Consider the following 15,065-nt stretch of genomic DNA (forward strand, 5'->3'; position numbering starts at 1 on the left):
TCCAGTTCGTTCCCTTCGACTCTGCTCAGGGAATGAACTGGAAAGCGAGGCCAATGCCTGGTTGGAATCACATCGAAAACGAATCCCGGCCAGTCCAAGTTTCGCGTTCATTATCATCAAGCGCGGTTCGTCCGCATAAAAGGAGCAAACCATGGGCCTATTCGATTTTATCAAGAAGCAGTTCATCGACGTTATCCAATGGGTCGAGGACCGGGATGGCGTGCTGGCCTACCGCTATCCCATGCGGGACTTCGAAATCCAGAACGGCGCCCAGTTGGTCGTCCGGGAAACCCAGATGGCCTTGTTCGTGGACGAGGGCCACGTCGCCGACCAGTTCGGGCCGGGCACCCACACCCTCGACACCCGCACCCTGCCGGTGCTGACCAACCTCAAGAACTGGGACAAGCTGTTCGACTCGCCCTTCAAGAGCGACGTGTATTTCTTCGCCACCCGCCTGCAACTGGCCCGCAAGTGGGGCACGCCCAATCCCATCACCATCCGCGACAAGGAATTCGGCATGGTGCGGATGCGCGGCTTCGGCCAGTACACCTACCGGGTCGCCGACCCCAAGCTGTTCTTCCAGCACGTCAGCGGCACCCGCGACCTCTACACGGTGGACGATCTGGACGAGCAACTGCGCGGCGTGGTGGTGGCGGGTATCACCGATTTGTTCGCCGAGTCCGGCATCCCCTTCATCGACATGGCGGCCAATCAGGACGAGATGGCCGGGATGCTCAAGAAGAAGCTGGAAGGCGAGTTCGCCCGGCTGGGGCTGCTGCTGGACAACTTCGTGGTGCAAAATCTTTCGCTGCCGGAAGAATTGCAAAAGGTGCTGGATGAGCGCATTGGCATGGGCATCGTCGGCGACCTCAGCAAATACACCCAATACCAAGCCGCCCGGGCGATCCCCATCGCCGCCGCCAACGAGGGCGGCGCGGCGGGAGCCGGGGCTGGACTTGGTGCCGGTATCGCTTTGGGGCAGACCATGGCGAATGCGCTTTCCGGCAGTCATAACGGCGGCGGACAGGCGCCCACACCGGCTTCCGCTGAGGACGTGACCGCGCTGCTGGAAAAGCTCCACGGCCTGATGACCAAGGGAATTTTGACTCAGGCGGAATTCGAGGCCAAGAAGGCGGAATTGTTGAAGAAGCTGGTGTGAGCCGGGCGGCGCGGATTCCCGGTCATGCGGTTTGCCACGCATATTAGGGTGTTTTTAACCCCCCCAACCCCCCTTATGAGGGGGGCTTTGCTCCCTCCCCTGATAAGGGGAGGGCTGGGGAGGGGTTTGAAAAAGTTCGTATCCTCTAGGGCAGTCCACCGCCCATGAAACTTGCCCAATGCCCCTCCTGCGGCGCGGAAGTCGTGTTCCGCTCCGCCGCCTCCATTCTTGCCGTCTGCGAATATTGCCGTAGCACCCTGCTACGCAAAGATTTGACGCTGGAAAATCTCGGCAAGATGGCCGAGTTGATGGAGGACACCTCGCCCGTCCAGATCGGCACGACGGGCCGTTACAAAGACGCCCGCTTCACCGTGGTGGGGCGCATCCAGCTTAAATACGACGCCGGTCTGTGGAACGAATGGCATGTGCTGTTCGACAACGAGCGCACCGGCTGGCTCGGTGAAACGCCGGGCCTCTGCGCGGTGTCCTTTCTCGTCCCCACGCCCGACGACTGCTCCGGCTTCCACAGCCTGAAAGTCGGGCATCACTTCACCCTCCGCAAGACCGATTTCCAAGTCATCAACCTGGAGCAGCCGCGCTGCATCGCCGGGGAAGGCGAGTTGCCATTCAAGGTGGGCGCGGGCTACGACACCCAGGTGGCCGATTTGCGCGGCCCCGGCAAGCTGTTCGCCACCCTCGATTACAGTGAAACCCCGCCGCTCCTGTTTGTCGGCGAACAGCTTGAGTTCAAATCCCTCGCCCTCGACAACCTCCGCGACGTGTCGATCCGGGGCAAGGTCGCCAAGACCGAAACCTTCCGCTGTGGCCGTTGCGGCGCGCCGCTGACGCCGAAGACCTCGGCCAGCGTGGTCATCGTCTGCGGCAGTTGCGGCTCGGCCCACGACCTCGACAGTCCCCAGCATCCGGTGTTGTTCCAGGCCAAGTTGGAAGCGGGCGTCCGGCCCTTGATTCCGCTGGGCAGCCGGGGCCGGTTGCGGGGCGCGGATTACGAAGTCATCGGCTTCATGCGGCGGGAAACCAAGTCCGAAGGGGTCACTTACGGCTGGTATGAATACCTGCTGTTCAACCTGGGCGGCGGCTTCGCCTGGCTCAGTGAGTACGACGGCCATTGGAATTACATCCTGCCCACCGTCCACCAGCCCGCGACCTTTTGGAACCGGGGCGGCGAATACGTCCAGTACGACGGGCGGCGCTACCGGCATTTCCAGACCTCCGAGGCCATGGTCAGTTATGTGCTGGGCGAGTTCTATTGGCGGGTGGTCATCGGCCAGAAGGTCCGGCTGCGGGATTTCGTCGCGCCGCCGTTCGTGATCTCGGAGGAGCTAACCAGCCAGGAATTGCTGTATTCGGTGGGCGAGTACATCGACAGCGGGGAATTGCGGCGGACCTTCAAGCTTGAGCGGCTTTTCCCCGAGCCGGTTGGCGTTTACATCAACCAGCCCTCGCCCTGGACCGGCAAGCTATCGGCTTACTGGCTACGCTTCGGCGTGTTCGCGGCGGTGCTGGTGGTCATGCAGGTTCTGTTCATCAGCCGGGATTCCCATGTGAGCGTGCCCCCCATGACGGTGCAACTCGACACCAATCATCCCGAGGTCGCGCCCGCCAGCACGGCGTTTCCGCTGCCTTCTGGGCGACGGAGCATTGAAATCCGGGCGGACATGGATTCGGAAGACGTTCAGATCGGCTTGAAACTGGACGCGGTGGACAGTGCCACGGGCGCTCCTTTGCCGGGGGCGCGGCCCATCCCCGCCGATGATTACGACCACAAGCCCGCATCGCCGGGCCATCGGGCTTTCGCTTGGCTGATTCCCGATGTGCCGAAGGGTAGTTATTACCTGGTGGTTTCCGCCAAGGGGGAGAATCTGCCGGTCGATCAAACGCCGACCGTCACGCTGACTGTGGAGCGTGCCAAGGCGGGGTGGGGGATGTTCTTCCTGTCGTTGCTGGCGTTGGCGGCGTGGCCGGGGTTTCTGAGTTGGCGGCATGATGCGTTTGAAACGCGGCGCTGGATGGAGAGTGACCATCCGGGAAGTGGGGAATAGGCGGAAGTGGTAGGTTGGGCTGAGGTACGAAGCCCAATGCCCCATGCTCGGCTTCTGTTGGGCTTCCTGCGTCAGCCCAACCTACATTTTGAAATAAACCATAACAATGTATCGCAATTACCTAATCTACGGCCTATTGGTGCTGGTTTTCTTCGGGGTGGCCCAGCATCGCGGCTGGACCTTATTCAGCGGCGGCGGCAGCGGCTCGTCCAGCTCCCATGGCGGAAGCGGATGGCATTGGAGTTGGGGCGGTGGCGATGGTTGGAGTTCCGGCCATGGCGGCTGGGGCGGCGGTGGTTTTCACAAATAATTTCAGAGGGTATTCGAATGTTGGATTTTATTAATCCGGTGGCGCTGGTTAATTCGCTGATTTATTCCCTCTTGGGCGTGGCGGTGTTCTGGGTTTCATTCATTATTATCGACCTTTTGACGCCTTACCGTTTGTGGGATGAAATCGTCAAGGAACGCAACCTTCCCTTATCCATTTTGGCGGCGGCGATGTGCCTGGGCGTTTCAATCATCGTGGCGGCGGCTATTCACGGATAAAAGGTATTCGCATGGATTTTCTACGTGCACTCAAAGGGAAGTTGGCGGCGATTAAACGTCGACTAACGCCGCCACCGCCGCCCGTCCGGGCATTCGATGAAAACACCTTGCCGTGGATAGATCGGGACGACGCGGATATTGAAGCCTTCATCCGGGAATATCAACCGCGTTTCCCCATCGCCTACGATTTGGCTGAGAAATTACGAGGTTGGCGGGAAAACGGCTATGTGGTGCTTGAGCAAGCCATTCAGCCGGAATGGCTGGATGTATATTGGAACGATGTCTTGGAATTGCTGGAACACCCGGAGCAATACCAGCTCACGGCCCGCATCGACAAAGCCGAATATAAGCCTAAGTTTGAGCGTGTCATCGGGGAATTTCCAAAAGATGAGTTACGTGGCAAGTATGTCAAGATCAACGACTTCCATAACTTGTCCGTGGCGGGCAAGAAACTGATGGCCCATCCAGCCATCGTGGTATTTCTGGAAGCCATCTTCCGGCAGCCCGCGGTGGGAATGCAAAGCCTGACGTTTTTATATGGGAGCCAACAGCCGACGCATCAGGACTTTCCCTGGGTCACGGCCAAAATACCCAGCCATTTAGCCGCCGCGTGGATTGCCCTGGAAGATATTAAGCTAGATTCCGGGCCACTTTATTATTATCGGGGTTCGCATCGAATGCCGAAATTCGATTTCGGCAATGGCATTCTATATAACACCGGCTCGACCAAAACCCCGATGGATTTCGCGGAATATCTGGACAAAACCAGCGCGGAACTGGGGTATCCCAAGGAAACCCTGCTGATTAAGAAAGGCGATATGTTGATTTGGCATGGCGGCTTGGCCCATGGCGGCGGGAAGATCGACAATCCCGAGCAAACCCGGAAATCTTTCGTATGCCATTATTCGACTGTCCAAGCCTTGCCATTCCATCGTTACCGGCCTTCAGCCAGGCCCATCACGCAGGATTACAATGGCATGGGCATTTATTCCCACCCGGAGTTTTACCGGCAGGAGAATATTTTGAAGGCGGGCGAAAAGCTATAAATACTTGTGCCTTCGCTTCCACGTTTTCCGTTACTGCTATTAAGTTAGGCTGGTCTGGAGTCCAAACTTTAGTTTGGGCTTTTATGCCATCGTCCAAACTAAAGTTCGGACTCCAATCCCCGGCTCAGCCGGAATCCAACGATAACCGGACCAGAATGGGGTAATGGTCCGAGCCAATATCCGGCCCTACGGTATTCCCCAGCAAACGCCATTGACTCGACGCAATCACATGGTCAATGGGTATCCCGAAAACCCCATGCCCCCAGAAAGGCCAAGTCGGGCGCAGGCCCGATGCGCGGTGCCAGCCCAGATTATCAAGTCCCGTGAAAGCCGTTGACCAGGGCGTTGCATTGAAATCCCCCGCGATGAGCGCCGGAACTCCACCCGCCATACTGTTTTTAACCAGCGCCAGTAGCTTTTCATCGCGGGCCTGATGATATTCCGTGGAAATCGGGGGCATCGGATGAATGGCGGCTATTCTGATTGGCTGATTTCCCATCATCAAGGTGGCGGAGATATGAGGAATGCCCTCGTTATCCTTGACAACCGAAGAATCCTTGATGGGTAATTTAGAAAGCAGCGCTATTCCAAATGGATCATAGCTGGAATTGATAATCCTATGCGGGTACTCGAACATTAAATCCAACTGTTGTCCGAATCCGGGTGAAACCTCCGATACCACCACGATCTCAGGGCTTACCGAGATTATCCAATGATGCAGGCGGGTGGCGTCGGTATTATCGAGATGGGCATTGGCGCTCGCGATATTCAATCCCCGCTCGATGGGTGCAGTTGGCGGCGGCGGCAATGAAGGCGCGGCCAAAAAGAAGGGGATGGGAGTCGCCAAAAAAGCCACCGCCCAGCGGCGGTTATGAATGCTCAGATACCCTGAGAATGCGGCGATTCCTGCCAAATACAACCATTGCCAATGGCTTGCCAAGTCGAGTAGCCAGAGTGGCTGGCCGTAATTGTTGTCGAATAACCGGGTTACATAGGGCGTTACGATACCCAACAAGCAGGCTGATAGTAGGATTTTCGACCGGGGATATTGGACAGGAGGTCTTGGGGAGGGGGGCATGTCTATTTGCAGCATCTACGTCACGGGACGCCGGAGCGTCCCTTGCGGCATTCCCACGGGGACCGTGGGAACGATGATGAGTTACTGGGCTTGATTGATCGTCTTGATGAATGCGTCGGCCTCCCGAATCGACGCTTCCATGGACTTAATCAGGGACGAGATTTCCGAGTTGAGATTACCCAGTTCGCCTTTCAGCGAGGCTATCGCCTGGGCATTTAAATTATGCTTGAGGAATAGCACCTGATCGCGGAACACCGCCAACACCGGGTCCATGGTGGACTCGGCCCGCTTCATCGCGGCGATTAATTGCTCGTAGCGCTGGCGGGTCGTGGTCAGCTTTTGTTGGCTGCTGCGCTTGAGCGCTTGATTCTGGTATTGCCCCAGCTCGTTTTGCCATTCGGCAAACAGGGCTTCCGAGACATTCTCAATATCGTCAATCCGTTTGCGCACATCGTTCGCCCGCGCCTCGCTGCGTTCAAACTCGGTATTTAGCGAGTTATATTTCTCTTCCAAACTGCCGCCCTTGAAACCCGTCAGCGCGGTGAATTGTTCCAAGGCGCTTTTGAATTGCTGCTTGGCTTCCTGTTGGCTGTCGCGGGCTTTTTCCACCCGGTGGACCAGTATATCGCGCTTGGCGAAACCCAAGGATTCCATACCCCGATAATAGGCGGTGGAACAGCCGGTTAATACCGTGGCAAGCCAAAGCGTTAGAAACAATCGGCAAGCAAGGCGTGGGCGCTGCAAAGTCATGGGTGGTTTTCTCTGCAAGAAATTAAAACTTAGCCGTGGGAGTGGGCTTTAGCCCACGCTTACGGGCGGTAGTCGCGGGCCAAAGCCCGCTCCCACGGTTAAAGAAACGTCAACTCAATGCCCGCCGCCCCCAAATACCCCGCCTCTTGCTCCAAGTCGGCCAGAGTCAGCGGATGCTCGTCCAGCCATTGGGGAGGAAAGCGGAGGTCGATGCGGGCGTCGCTGACGGCGATGCGGATGTCGGGCAAGGCGCCGATTTGGCGGCTGCGGTGCAGCAGGATGGCGAGACGCAGCAGCAGGGCTTGGGATTTGGCCGCGTCGTTCCAGGGCGGGCTGAGGTCTTTGTACAGTTTCAGCGGGAATTTGCGCCGATGGGTGCGCACCAGGGTCGCCAGCAAGAGCTGGTCCTGGCGGGAAAAGCCGGGCAGGTCGGCGTTTTCCAGGATATAGGCGCTGTGCTTGTGATAGCCGCTGTGGGCGATGTCGCGGCCAATCTCGTGCAGGGTGGCGGCCCATTCCAGCCATTGGGCGGCGGTTTCCCGATCCACGGCGGCGGGGTAGGGGAGTTGAATCAAGAACTTATCCAGCGTTTCCCGGATGCGGGCGACGTGTTCCGAATCGGTGTGATAACGGGCGGCGAGGGCGGCGACGGTGCGGCCCCGGATGTCGTCGTGGTGCAGCCGCCCCAAGAGGTCGAACAGCAAGCCTTCCCGCAACGCCCGGTCGGACACCTGCATGTGCTGTATCCCTAAGGTTTTGAAGATGGCGTGGAGAATCGCCAGCCCGCCGGGGAAGCTCATATACCGCTCCGGGTTCAGGTCGGCGAACTGGGCTTTGTCGGTCTTGCCCGCCGCCAAGCTGGCGTCCACCAGTTGATTGAGTCCCTGGGCGCTGATGCCGTCCTTGCTCCAACCCCGTGCTTCCAGCATTTTGCGGATCGCCCGCAGGGTGCCCGACGCGCCGACGGCTTGGTCCCACTGGTTGCGGTGGAACAAATGCTCGAACGGCTCTAATTCCTGCTGGGCGGCCAGCACGGCCCGCTTGAAGCGCTTCGGGGTGACCTTGCCATCGGCGAAATGGGCGAGGCTCATGGACACACAGCCCATGCGCAAACTCTCCTTTTGCTGCGGGGTCCGATCCACGCCGATGATGAATTCGGTGCTGCCGCCGCCGATGTCGATGACCAAGCGGCGCTTGCCGTCCGGGGCGAGGTTCTGCGACACGCCTTGGTAAATCAAGCGGGCTTCCTCGATACCGGCGATGATCTCGATGGGAAAACCCAGCGCCCGTTCCGCCGATGCTAGGAATTCGCTCCCATTGCGGGCTTCCCGCAGCGTGTAGGTGCCCACGGCCCTGACGCTGGCGGCGGGCATTCCGCGTAGCCGCTGGCCGAAGCGTTCCAGGCACACCAGGGCGCGTTGCTGGGCCTCCACCGTCAGGTTGCGCTGCGCGGTCAAGCCCGCGCCCAGCCGGACCATTTCGCGGAGCCGGTCCACGATCACCAACTCGTTGGCGCGGAGTTCGGCCACGATCATGTGGAAGCTGTTGGAGCCGAGGTCCACGGCGGCGACTTGCTCGGGCGGACTGCTAGGAATTTGGTTCATGGGTAAGCCGGGTCAGGGGGGAAGGGAGGCGGGATGATTTTGTTAGAATTCCATTGTCACAAAAAACCTGGTCAAAAACAGCCCGATGAAGGCCCTATCCATTCAAGCATTAAGGAAAGTTTATAAGAACGGTTTCGAAGCCCTCAAAGGCATCGACCTGGACGTGGAGGCGGGGGATTTCTTCGCGCTGCTTGGCCCGAATGGCGCGGGCAAATCCACCACCATCGGCATCGTGAGCTCCCTGGTGAACAAGACCTCAGGCCGGGTCGAGGTGTTCGGCCACGGCCTGGACCGGGAGCGGGAGGCGGCCAAGCGCTGCATCGGCTTGGTGCCGCAAGAGGTGAATTTCAGCCAGTTCGACAAGGTCGTCAACATCGTGGCGAACCAAGCGGGCTACTACGGCATCCCCCGCAAGGGGGCGCTGCGGCGCACCGAGGAATGCCTGCGCCAGTTGTCGCTGTGGGACAAGCGCGACAGCGTGGCCCGGAACCTGTCCGGCGGCATGAAGCGGCGTTTGATGATCGCCCGCGCCTTGGTCCATTCGCCCAAGCTGTTGATTCTGGACGAGCCGACCGCCGGGGTGGACATCGAAATCCGCCGCTCCATGTGGGAATTCCTGCGCAAGATCAACCGCGAAGGCACCACGATCATTCTCACCACCCATTATCTGGAAGAGGCGGAGAATCTCTGCCGCAACATCGCCATCATCAACCACGGGCGGATCGTCGAACACAGCACCATGGGCGACTTGCTGGCCCGGCTGCACACCAACCGCTATATCCTGGAACTGGCGGGGCCGCTGGCCGTGGTACCGGAGTTGCCGGGCTACCGGCTGGAAAAAGTCGATGACCGGACCCTGGTCGCCGACGTGCCGACCGAATTGGGAGTGCACGGGCTGTTCGAAGGGCTGGCCCGGCAGGGGATTGAAGTCGTCGCTCTGCGCAACGCGGCCAATCGCTTGGAGCAGTTGTTCATGGACTTGGTGGAAGGCCCGCCACGGTAGCCACGGTAGGGGCGGTTAACCCGCGACCCGCCGCCAATCGCGGGCTGAAGCCCGCTCCCACGATTCCCGCTATACACAATCATCCCATGCGCCACCTAATCGCCTTCCAAACCATCCTTTTCAAAGAAATCCATCGCTTCTCCCGCATCTGGCCGCAAACGGTGCTGCCGTCGGCGGTGACGACCTCGCTGTACTTCCTGATCTTCGGCACCCTCATCGGCCAGCGGGTCGGACCCATGGCCGGGATGTCCTACATGGACTACATCGTGCCGGGCGTGGTGCTGATGTCGGTCATCACCAATTCTTATAGCAATGTGGTGTCCTCGTTTTACTCCATGAAATTCCAGCGCAGCATCGAAGAGTTGCTGATTTCGCCCGTGCCCAATTGGGTGATTCTGGCGGGCTATGTGGGCGGCGGCGTGATGCGCGGCTTGGCGGTCGGCGGCGTGGTGGCGGGGGTTGGCTTTGTATTCGGCGATGTCCATTTGGTTCATCCTTGGATCGTGGCCGGGGTATTCCTGTTGACTGCCGTGCTGTTTTCCCTGGCCGGGTTAATTAACGCCGTTTACGCCAATAGTTTTGATGATATTTCCATCGTCCCGAATTTCGTGCTGACGCCCTTGGTGTATTTGGGCGGGGTGTTTTATTCCATCGACCTGTTGCCGGATTTCTGGCGGCATGTGTCCTTGGGTAATCCCATTCTTTATATGGTCAATGCGTTCCGGTATGGGTTTTTGGGGATTTCCGACGTGGATGTGCTGCTGGCGTTCGGGATTATTGGCGGGAGTATCTTGGTGTTGTTGGTTTGGGCGCTGGTGTTGTTGCAGCGGGGGACGGGGTTGAAGAGTTGAGCCTGAATTGGTGCCGTAAAAAAACCGCCCGGGCCGAGAGGCGCGGGCGGTTTTTTTACTTTGACAATTCCCAATCCCCGGTTTGGTGTGGCTTTATCTTCGCTCAGCAAGCCGATCCACCATACCCTTAATGGCTTTGATTTGAGGGCCATTCTTGGTGTGATAGTCGCTGCTGTCATAACCCCACCAATCCCAGCAGCCCAGCGGATTTGCAACGTAGTTGGCGGTCCAGACATGCCAGCCCCGCCAGCCCCAGCCATCCCGTGGAATCGTCTGTGGGTATAACACGATGATTCCATTGGTATCGGCCCATCGGTTATATCCCGCGTGCCGGTAGAAGGCATCCCCCACATAACCGGCGCTCTGCCGACAGCCATGCAGGGCGACATGGACCCGGCAGGCCATCGATTCGCAAGTCTTTGGAATATAGGCGTAGCCAGAATCGCTCATACTATGGGCATAAGCATTGCCGTCGGGAAGAAATGGATTCTGATCGAATTCGACCAAGGTGCCGGTCAATTCGGTGCTATACGGTTTAAGTGGGGTCTCAGAGCCATATATCCAGGACAATAGGGCACCCGCGCCATCGTAATCACAATCATTGATATAGGGGGATTCCGATCCCGCGCAGACCTTGTTGCCATAATCCTCGGTAATGATGGCGTGACCGGCATCCAGGTCATTCTTATACCCGATATTCTTGTCGTCGATGTAAGTTCGGTAATAGTCTTTTAGAGCATCCATCACTACCGGATATACCAGGTTATCCTTGCGGCCGGAAAACAGCCATACCCGTGTGGCACGCAGCCGGGCGGGATCGTCGATGGCACCTGATGCGGCCAGGGAATTGGTGATGGACACCAAGCGGGCGGTCGGGGGCAGGGGAGTCGCGGCGTCGGGTTTTAAGCAGTTCTGGGTTGCCGCCGTCAGGCTGTTTTGCGCGCAGTCATAGGGGCTGGCGGCGATGACTCCGGCGCCCCGCACCAGCGACGAGTGGGCGACGTGGAACTGCACGGCCATGTCGCCGCCGGATGAGACCCCGGAGATGGAGGTTTGGGTGGGGTCGGCGTTGTAGCCCCGTAGCGGCGTGGCGGCTTGGCTCGGATTTGCCCAGCCTAGCCAAATGCCGAGAATGGCCGCGCCCAGCGTGATGCTTCGAATGAGCATGTCTTCCTCCGATTGTCATGGTTTACCCTTGAAGTCCCTATGCTGCCATGGCGCGCGCGAATAAACCCATCCTGCTTTGGTTCTAGCCGAAAAAAACCATCCGGGCCGGTTGGGCGCGGACGGTTTTTGTTTTGATGGTTTTCAAGCCTTCGCTTGCTGTTACTCGGAGAAGTTGAAGTCCCGCTGGCTGACCGCAAACCCCGTGAATTGCCGCCGAAACGGCGAATGAAACGCCAGCACAATATAGGATGGGCGATACTGGCTGTATTCGCCGATGATGTCCTTTATGTATTGGCGGTATTGGGTCAGTTTATCCATGGGGCGAGCGAACCGCTAAGCTGGCTGTTTGATTTTTTGCTCCATGCGATGCGGGTTTCGATTAACCACCTTACGTCCCGATGATTCTTCTCTTTTCTTTAGAGCTTGGCAGATGGACGCAATGTTGTTGTTATATCTCGCGGCCAGTGCCAAGCCATTATTTCTGACTTCATCGACAATGGGGTCATTCTTCATAGTCGTTACCTCCGAGTTCTTCGGGTGAGCAGAGAATAGGGCATACCCAACCATGGGATTCAATAAGACGGGCAATTTGAGCTTTTGCTTCGGCGTTATTAATGTGTTTAAAGTTCCATGTGAGAAGGTAATCAATGGCTTGCGTGGCAGCAATCGCGATATGTAGTGCATCGCGGACGGACGGCTTTTGATTTTACCAGCGCTTCCGCAAGTGATTGCGCTTCAGGGGTGATGAGGATGCTTGGAATATTGGTGACAGCGTCAAGGCGTTTGGCTGCCGCTATTGGGTCGCCGCCCGAAATTTCATCTTCGACCAACGCTGAGATATAGACTTCGTATTGGTTCTTGGATTTGAGCCACCAATCCGAAGTAATCGCTTGGCGGGCAGCTTTCACCACATCCCGGCTTGGTCGCGATGTGAGATAGCTGATAATGGATGATTCCACGTAGACGGATGCGGTCATATCTTATATTCCTGCCGTCCGATGTTTTCTCGCTGGTTCCCAAGTTTCTGCTTGGAAATCCCGTCTTGCAAGCTCTGATTCCGTAGCCCGGATGAAGCTCAATGGAATCCGGGATGATTCGTGCTTATAGCCCCGGATTCCGCAAAGCTCCATCCGGGCTACGCTGGCTTATCCACCCTACAAGGCTCGGGAACCACTCGGCGTTTAATGCGTGACGAAGCACTAACTTGCTGTCGTAACTCGGGAAGCTGGAGCTTCCAAGACTGCATTCCCAAGCCGGAGCTTAATGGGAACGAGCAAAATCAATCCCAATTCAACGCCCCCCCCGTCTGATACTCCGTCACCCGAGTCTCAAAGAAATTCTTCTCCTTCTTAAGGTCGAGGATTTCGCTCATCCACGGGAAAGGATTGGCGGCGCCGGGATATTGTTCGGGCAGGCCGATCTGGGCGCAGCGGCGGTTGGCGATGTATTTCAGGTAATCCTCGAACATCGGCGCATTCAGCCCCAAGACGCCACGCGGCATGGTGTCGTGGGCGTACTGGATTTCGATCTCCACCGCGTCGCGGATGGTCTGAATCATTTCCTGTTGGAACGACTGGCTCCACAGGTGCGGGTTCTCGATCTTGATCTGGTTGATGACGTCGATGCCGAAGTTCATGTGCATGGACTCATCGCGCAGGATGTACTGGAACTGCTCGGCGGTGCCGGTCATCTTGTTGCGGCGGCCCATGGAGAGGATTTGGGTGAAGCCGACGTAGAAGAAGATGCCCTCGAAGATCACGTAGAAGGCGATCAGGTCGCGCAGCAAGCGCTGGTCCGCTTCCGGGGTGCCGGTGCTGAAGGTTGGGTCGCCCAGCGATTGCGTGTAGGGCAGCGCCCATTCGGCCTTGCGGGCCACCGACGGCAGTTCGCGGTACATGTTGAAGACTTCGCCCTCGTCCATGCCCAGCGACTCGACCACATATTGATAGGCGTGGGTGTGCAGGGCTTCTTCAAAGGACTGGCGCAGCAGGTATTGGCGGCATTCCGGGTTGGTGATGTGGCGGTAGACGGCCAGCACCAGGTTGTTCGCGACGAGGGAATCCGCCGTGGAGAAGAACCCTAAGTTGCGCTTGATGATGGTGCGCTCGTCTTCGGTCAGCCCGTCCTGGCTTTTCCACAGCGCGATGTCGGCGTTCATGTTGATCTCCTGCGGCATCCAGTGGTTGGCGCAGGCGTCGAGATACTTCTGCCACGCCCATTTGTACTTGAACGGGACGAGCTGGTTCAGGTCGGCGCGGCAGTTGATGATCTTCTTGTCGTCCACCTGGATGCGCTTGGCGCCGATCTCGATGTCTTCAAGGCCCGTGGCGCCACGGGCGGCGGGAGCGGACGCGGGCGGCGGGGACGCCTTGACCGGGGCCATCGGAGTCAGGGCGGTGGGCGTGGTATCGACCCGGTCGAAATCACGGCGCTGGACCGGCGGCGCGGTCGGGATGGGCGCGGGCGCGGCCTTTGGCTCGGGGGTGGGGAAGGGGACTTGCAGCGGCTTGGCGGCCAGTCCGGCCAGGGGGTCTTCCCAGTTCAGCATGTTGATTTTCTCCGTCGGGGAAATGGGATATTCGCCAGGATTGAACTCCCGCGAGCATCGGGGTTGATGACGATATATTGTGCATGAACGACGGCAAAATACAAGATATGGGGTCGGCGCGGCGGTGTCCGGGCTTGCGCCGCGAGCGCCGCCCATAAAGTCGAACTCGCCTTTCTACGCCCAGGAGCGCAGCATATAACCTTATTGGCAGCGCGTTTTGTTTGGCATCAAAGAGGGCGGGATACGCTCTCATCGACATCACACATTCGGGAGAATCGCTATGCACCGGCTTCTTCAAGACCTCCATCAGGACCACATTAATTTCAGCCGCGTGCTGAAGTTCCTGGAAAACCAACTCGACATTCTGCGGGACAGCGGGCAGGCCAATCTCCACGCCCTCAGCGAAATCGTCGATTATGTGGGGAGCTACCCGGACTTGATCCACCACCCCCGCGAGGACGTGATCTTTTCCGTCTACCTGGAAAAAAGGTCCGGCGGCGGCAATCCGCTGATCGAGGGCTTGATCGAGGAGCATCGGCGGATCATCGACAGCACCTCCGAGTTGGGTTCGGCGATGGAGCAATGGCTGTGCGATTCGCCGGTGCCCCGCGAGCGCATCGTTGACCTGTTCGCGGAGTACCTACGGATGCAGTGGGACCATCTGAATCTGGAGGAGCAGACGATTTACAAGCTGCTCGACGAGGCGCTAGGCCAAGAGGATTGGGCGCACATCGAGGGCATCATGCCGCAAGGGTCGGACCCCCTGTTCCACGACCAGATGCGGCGGCGCTACCAGAATATTTTCGACCATGTGATTGCGTGATCGCGGTGGCGAGCGGGCGGTGGGCCGGGCTTAAGCCCGACCTACGCTCAACCTACGAGACTCCCCATTCCGCTCGGATTTCCCCGGCTTGCCGGGCGGCGTTTCTCTCGGCCTTGGCGCGGGGGATTCGGATTCGCCGTCCGGCTCGGACTCGTCCCGGATGTCCAGCCGGTCTATGTCGTCCGCCCACAGGTCCACGAGCTTGGGCAGATTCCGCAAATAATTCTCTCCGGTTTGCATGGCCTCTCTCCCTGGTTTTCGGGTTTGGCGGGCAATCGCCACCCCTTATCTTTTAGTCCAAAACCGCACGGGTGCGAATCGTTGGTTTTACGTATGCCCCGAACATCGGCCAGCGCCGCCGCCCGTGGGAGCGGTTTCCAACCGCGATCTTAGGCCTGTCGCGGTTGGAAACCGTTACCACGCCGCC

At 58.5% G+C, this 15,065-nt stretch carries 17 protein-coding genes; 8 read left to right on the forward strand and 9 right to left on the reverse strand.

Going from position 1 to position 15,065, the window contains the following annotated elements; translation table 11 throughout:
* The first annotated feature begins 151 nt into the window (after positions 1-151).
* From ACXWUF_RS07825 to ACXWUF_RS07845, 5 genes are all read left to right on the forward strand, one after another.
* Positions 152-1,159: an SPFH domain-containing protein gene (locus tag ACXWUF_RS07825; protein WP_458494112.1), complete on the forward strand. Its 1,008-nt coding sequence runs from the start codon at positions 152-154 to the stop codon at positions 1,157-1,159.
* 164 nt (positions 1,160-1,323) lie between these two features.
* Positions 1,324-3,222: a DUF4178 domain-containing protein gene (locus tag ACXWUF_RS07830; RefSeq protein WP_458494113.1), complete on the forward strand. Its 1,899-nt coding sequence runs from the start codon at positions 1,324-1,326 to the stop codon at positions 3,220-3,222.
* Positions 3,223-3,328: 106 nt separating this feature from the next.
* Positions 3,329-3,532 (forward strand): hypothetical protein, encoded by a 204-nt coding sequence (locus ACXWUF_RS07835; protein ID WP_458494114.1) that lies wholly within the window; start codon positions 3,329-3,331, stop codon positions 3,530-3,532.
* Between the two features lie 17 nt (positions 3,533-3,549).
* Positions 3,550-3,768 (forward strand): DUF350 domain-containing protein, encoded by a 219-nt coding sequence (locus tag ACXWUF_RS07840; RefSeq protein ID WP_458494115.1) that lies wholly within the window; start codon positions 3,550-3,552, stop codon positions 3,766-3,768.
* A gap of 11 nt (positions 3,769-3,779) precedes the next feature.
* Positions 3,780-4,814: a phytanoyl-CoA dioxygenase family protein gene (locus ACXWUF_RS07845; RefSeq protein WP_458494116.1), complete on the forward strand. Its 1,035-nt coding sequence runs from the start codon at positions 3,780-3,782 to the stop codon at positions 4,812-4,814.
* A gap of 124 nt (positions 4,815-4,938) precedes the next feature.
* Here ACXWUF_RS07845 and ACXWUF_RS07850 read toward each other — a convergent pair whose 3' ends face one another.
* The 3 genes from ACXWUF_RS07850 to ppx all read right to left on the reverse strand — a co-directional run bounded on the left by ACXWUF_RS07850 (position 4,939) and on the right by ppx (position 8,246).
* A complete protein-coding gene (locus ACXWUF_RS07850) occupies positions 4,939-5,826 on the reverse strand; it encodes an endonuclease/exonuclease/phosphatase family protein (protein ID WP_458494117.1) in 888 nt (295 codons plus the stop codon).
* Between the two features lie 147 nt (positions 5,827-5,973).
* Positions 5,974-6,642 carry a DUF2959 domain-containing protein gene (locus ACXWUF_RS07855; RefSeq protein ID WP_458494118.1) on the reverse strand — a complete coding sequence of 223 codons (669 nt, stop codon included), beginning with the start codon at positions 6,640-6,642 and terminating at the stop codon, positions 5,974-5,976.
* A 98-nt stretch (positions 6,643-6,740) separates the two neighbouring features.
* Complete coding sequence (gene ppx / locus ACXWUF_RS07860) at positions 6,741-8,246, reverse strand: exopolyphosphatase (RefSeq protein ID WP_458494119.1); 1,506 nt, start codon at positions 8,244-8,246, stop codon at positions 6,741-6,743.
* 85 nt (positions 8,247-8,331) lie between these two features.
* On the opposite strand from ppx, the gene ACXWUF_RS07865 reads away from it, so the two are divergent.
* Positions 8,332-9,249, forward strand: coding sequence for an ABC transporter ATP-binding protein (locus ACXWUF_RS07865; RefSeq protein WP_458494120.1), 918 nt, complete (start codon positions 8,332-8,334; stop codon positions 9,247-9,249).
* Positions 9,250-9,335: 86 nt separating this feature from the next.
* Positions 9,336-10,100, forward strand: coding sequence for an ABC transporter permease (locus ACXWUF_RS07870; protein ID WP_458494121.1), 765 nt, complete (start codon positions 9,336-9,338; stop codon positions 10,098-10,100).
* A 93-nt stretch (positions 10,101-10,193) separates the two neighbouring features.
* Here the strand turns inward: ACXWUF_RS07870 and ACXWUF_RS07875 are convergent, their stop codons facing one another.
* From ACXWUF_RS07875 to ACXWUF_RS07895, 5 genes are all read right to left on the reverse strand, one after another.
* A complete protein-coding gene (locus ACXWUF_RS07875; protein WP_458494122.1) occupies positions 10,194-11,267 on the reverse strand; it encodes an extracellular catalytic domain type 2 short-chain-length polyhydroxyalkanoate depolymerase in 1,074 nt (357 codons plus the stop codon).
* A 159-nt stretch (positions 11,268-11,426) separates the two neighbouring features.
* On the reverse strand, positions 11,427-11,585 hold the full coding sequence (locus tag ACXWUF_RS07880; RefSeq protein WP_458494123.1) for a hypothetical protein: 159 nt from the start codon (positions 11,583-11,585) through the stop codon (positions 11,427-11,429).
* A 15-nt stretch (positions 11,586-11,600) separates the two neighbouring features.
* Positions 11,601-11,780, reverse strand: coding sequence for a hypothetical protein (locus tag ACXWUF_RS07885; protein ID WP_458494124.1), 180 nt, complete (start codon positions 11,778-11,780; stop codon positions 11,601-11,603).
* A 131-nt stretch (positions 11,781-11,911) separates the two neighbouring features.
* Positions 11,912-12,244: a hypothetical protein gene (locus tag ACXWUF_RS07890; RefSeq protein ID WP_458494125.1), complete on the reverse strand. Its 333-nt coding sequence runs from the start codon at positions 12,242-12,244 to the stop codon at positions 11,912-11,914.
* Between the two features lie 302 nt (positions 12,245-12,546).
* A complete protein-coding gene (locus tag ACXWUF_RS07895) occupies positions 12,547-13,815 on the reverse strand; it encodes a ribonucleotide-diphosphate reductase subunit beta (RefSeq protein WP_458494126.1) in 1,269 nt (422 codons plus the stop codon).
* Positions 13,816-14,095: 280 nt separating this feature from the next.
* On the opposite strand from ACXWUF_RS07895, the gene ACXWUF_RS07900 reads away from it, so the two are divergent.
* Positions 14,096-14,638: a hemerythrin domain-containing protein gene (locus tag ACXWUF_RS07900; protein WP_458494127.1), complete on the forward strand. Its 543-nt coding sequence runs from the start codon at positions 14,096-14,098 to the stop codon at positions 14,636-14,638.
* Positions 14,639-14,668: 30 nt separating this feature from the next.
* Here the strand turns inward: ACXWUF_RS07900 and ACXWUF_RS07905 are convergent, their stop codons facing one another.
* Positions 14,669-14,878, reverse strand: coding sequence for a hypothetical protein (locus ACXWUF_RS07905; RefSeq protein WP_458494128.1), 210 nt, complete (start codon positions 14,876-14,878; stop codon positions 14,669-14,671).
* Between the last annotated feature and the right edge of the window lie 187 nt (positions 14,879-15,065).

Source organism: Methylomagnum sp. (assembly GCF_054333355.1).

What these genes read in the sequence shown, in the direction of transcription:
- ACXWUF_RS07825 (WP_458494112.1), top strand. Translation starts at nt 152, where the DNA reads ATGGGCCTATTCGATTTTATCAAGAAGCAGTTCATCGACGTTATCCAA.
- ACXWUF_RS07830 (WP_458494113.1), top strand. Translation starts at nt 1,324, where the DNA reads ATGAAACTTGCCCAATGCCCCTCCTGCGGCGCGGAAGTCGTGTTCCGC.
- ACXWUF_RS07835 (WP_458494114.1), top strand. Translation starts at nt 3,329, where the DNA reads ATGTATCGCAATTACCTAATCTACGGCCTATTGGTGCTGGTTTTCTTC.
- ACXWUF_RS07840 (WP_458494115.1), top strand. Translation starts at nt 3,550, where the DNA reads ATGTTGGATTTTATTAATCCGGTGGCGCTGGTTAATTCGCTGATTTAT.
- ACXWUF_RS07845 (WP_458494116.1), top strand. Translation starts at nt 3,780, where the DNA reads ATGGATTTTCTACGTGCACTCAAAGGGAAGTTGGCGGCGATTAAACGT.
- ACXWUF_RS07855 (WP_458494118.1), bottom strand. Translation starts at nt 6,642, where the DNA reads ATGACTTTGCAGCGCCCACGCCTTGCTTGCCGATTGTTTCTAACGCTT.
- ppx (WP_458494119.1), bottom strand. Translation starts at nt 8,246, where the DNA reads ATGAACCAAATTCCTAGCAGTCCGCCCGAGCAAGTCGCCGCCGTGGAC.
- ACXWUF_RS07865 (WP_458494120.1), top strand. Translation starts at nt 8,332, where the DNA reads ATGAAGGCCCTATCCATTCAAGCATTAAGGAAAGTTTATAAGAACGGT.
- ACXWUF_RS07870 (WP_458494121.1), top strand. Translation starts at nt 9,336, where the DNA reads ATGCGCCACCTAATCGCCTTCCAAACCATCCTTTTCAAAGAAATCCAT.
- ACXWUF_RS07875 (WP_458494122.1), bottom strand. Translation starts at nt 11,267, where the DNA reads ATGCTCATTCGAAGCATCACGCTGGGCGCGGCCATTCTCGGCATTTGG.
- ACXWUF_RS07880 (WP_458494123.1), bottom strand. Translation starts at nt 11,585, where the DNA reads ATGGATAAACTGACCCAATACCGCCAATACATAAAGGACATCATCGGC.
- ACXWUF_RS07885 (WP_458494124.1), bottom strand. Translation starts at nt 11,780, where the DNA reads ATGAAGAATGACCCCATTGTCGATGAAGTCAGAAATAATGGCTTGGCA.
- ACXWUF_RS07890 (WP_458494125.1), bottom strand. Translation starts at nt 12,244, where the DNA reads ATGACCGCATCCGTCTACGTGGAATCATCCATTATCAGCTATCTCACA.
- ACXWUF_RS07895 (WP_458494126.1), bottom strand. Translation starts at nt 13,815, where the DNA reads ATGCTGAACTGGGAAGACCCCCTGGCCGGACTGGCCGCCAAGCCGCTG.
- ACXWUF_RS07900 (WP_458494127.1), top strand. Translation starts at nt 14,096, where the DNA reads ATGCACCGGCTTCTTCAAGACCTCCATCAGGACCACATTAATTTCAGC.
- ACXWUF_RS07905 (WP_458494128.1), bottom strand. Translation starts at nt 14,878, where the DNA reads ATGCAAACCGGAGAGAATTATTTGCGGAATCTGCCCAAGCTCGTGGAC.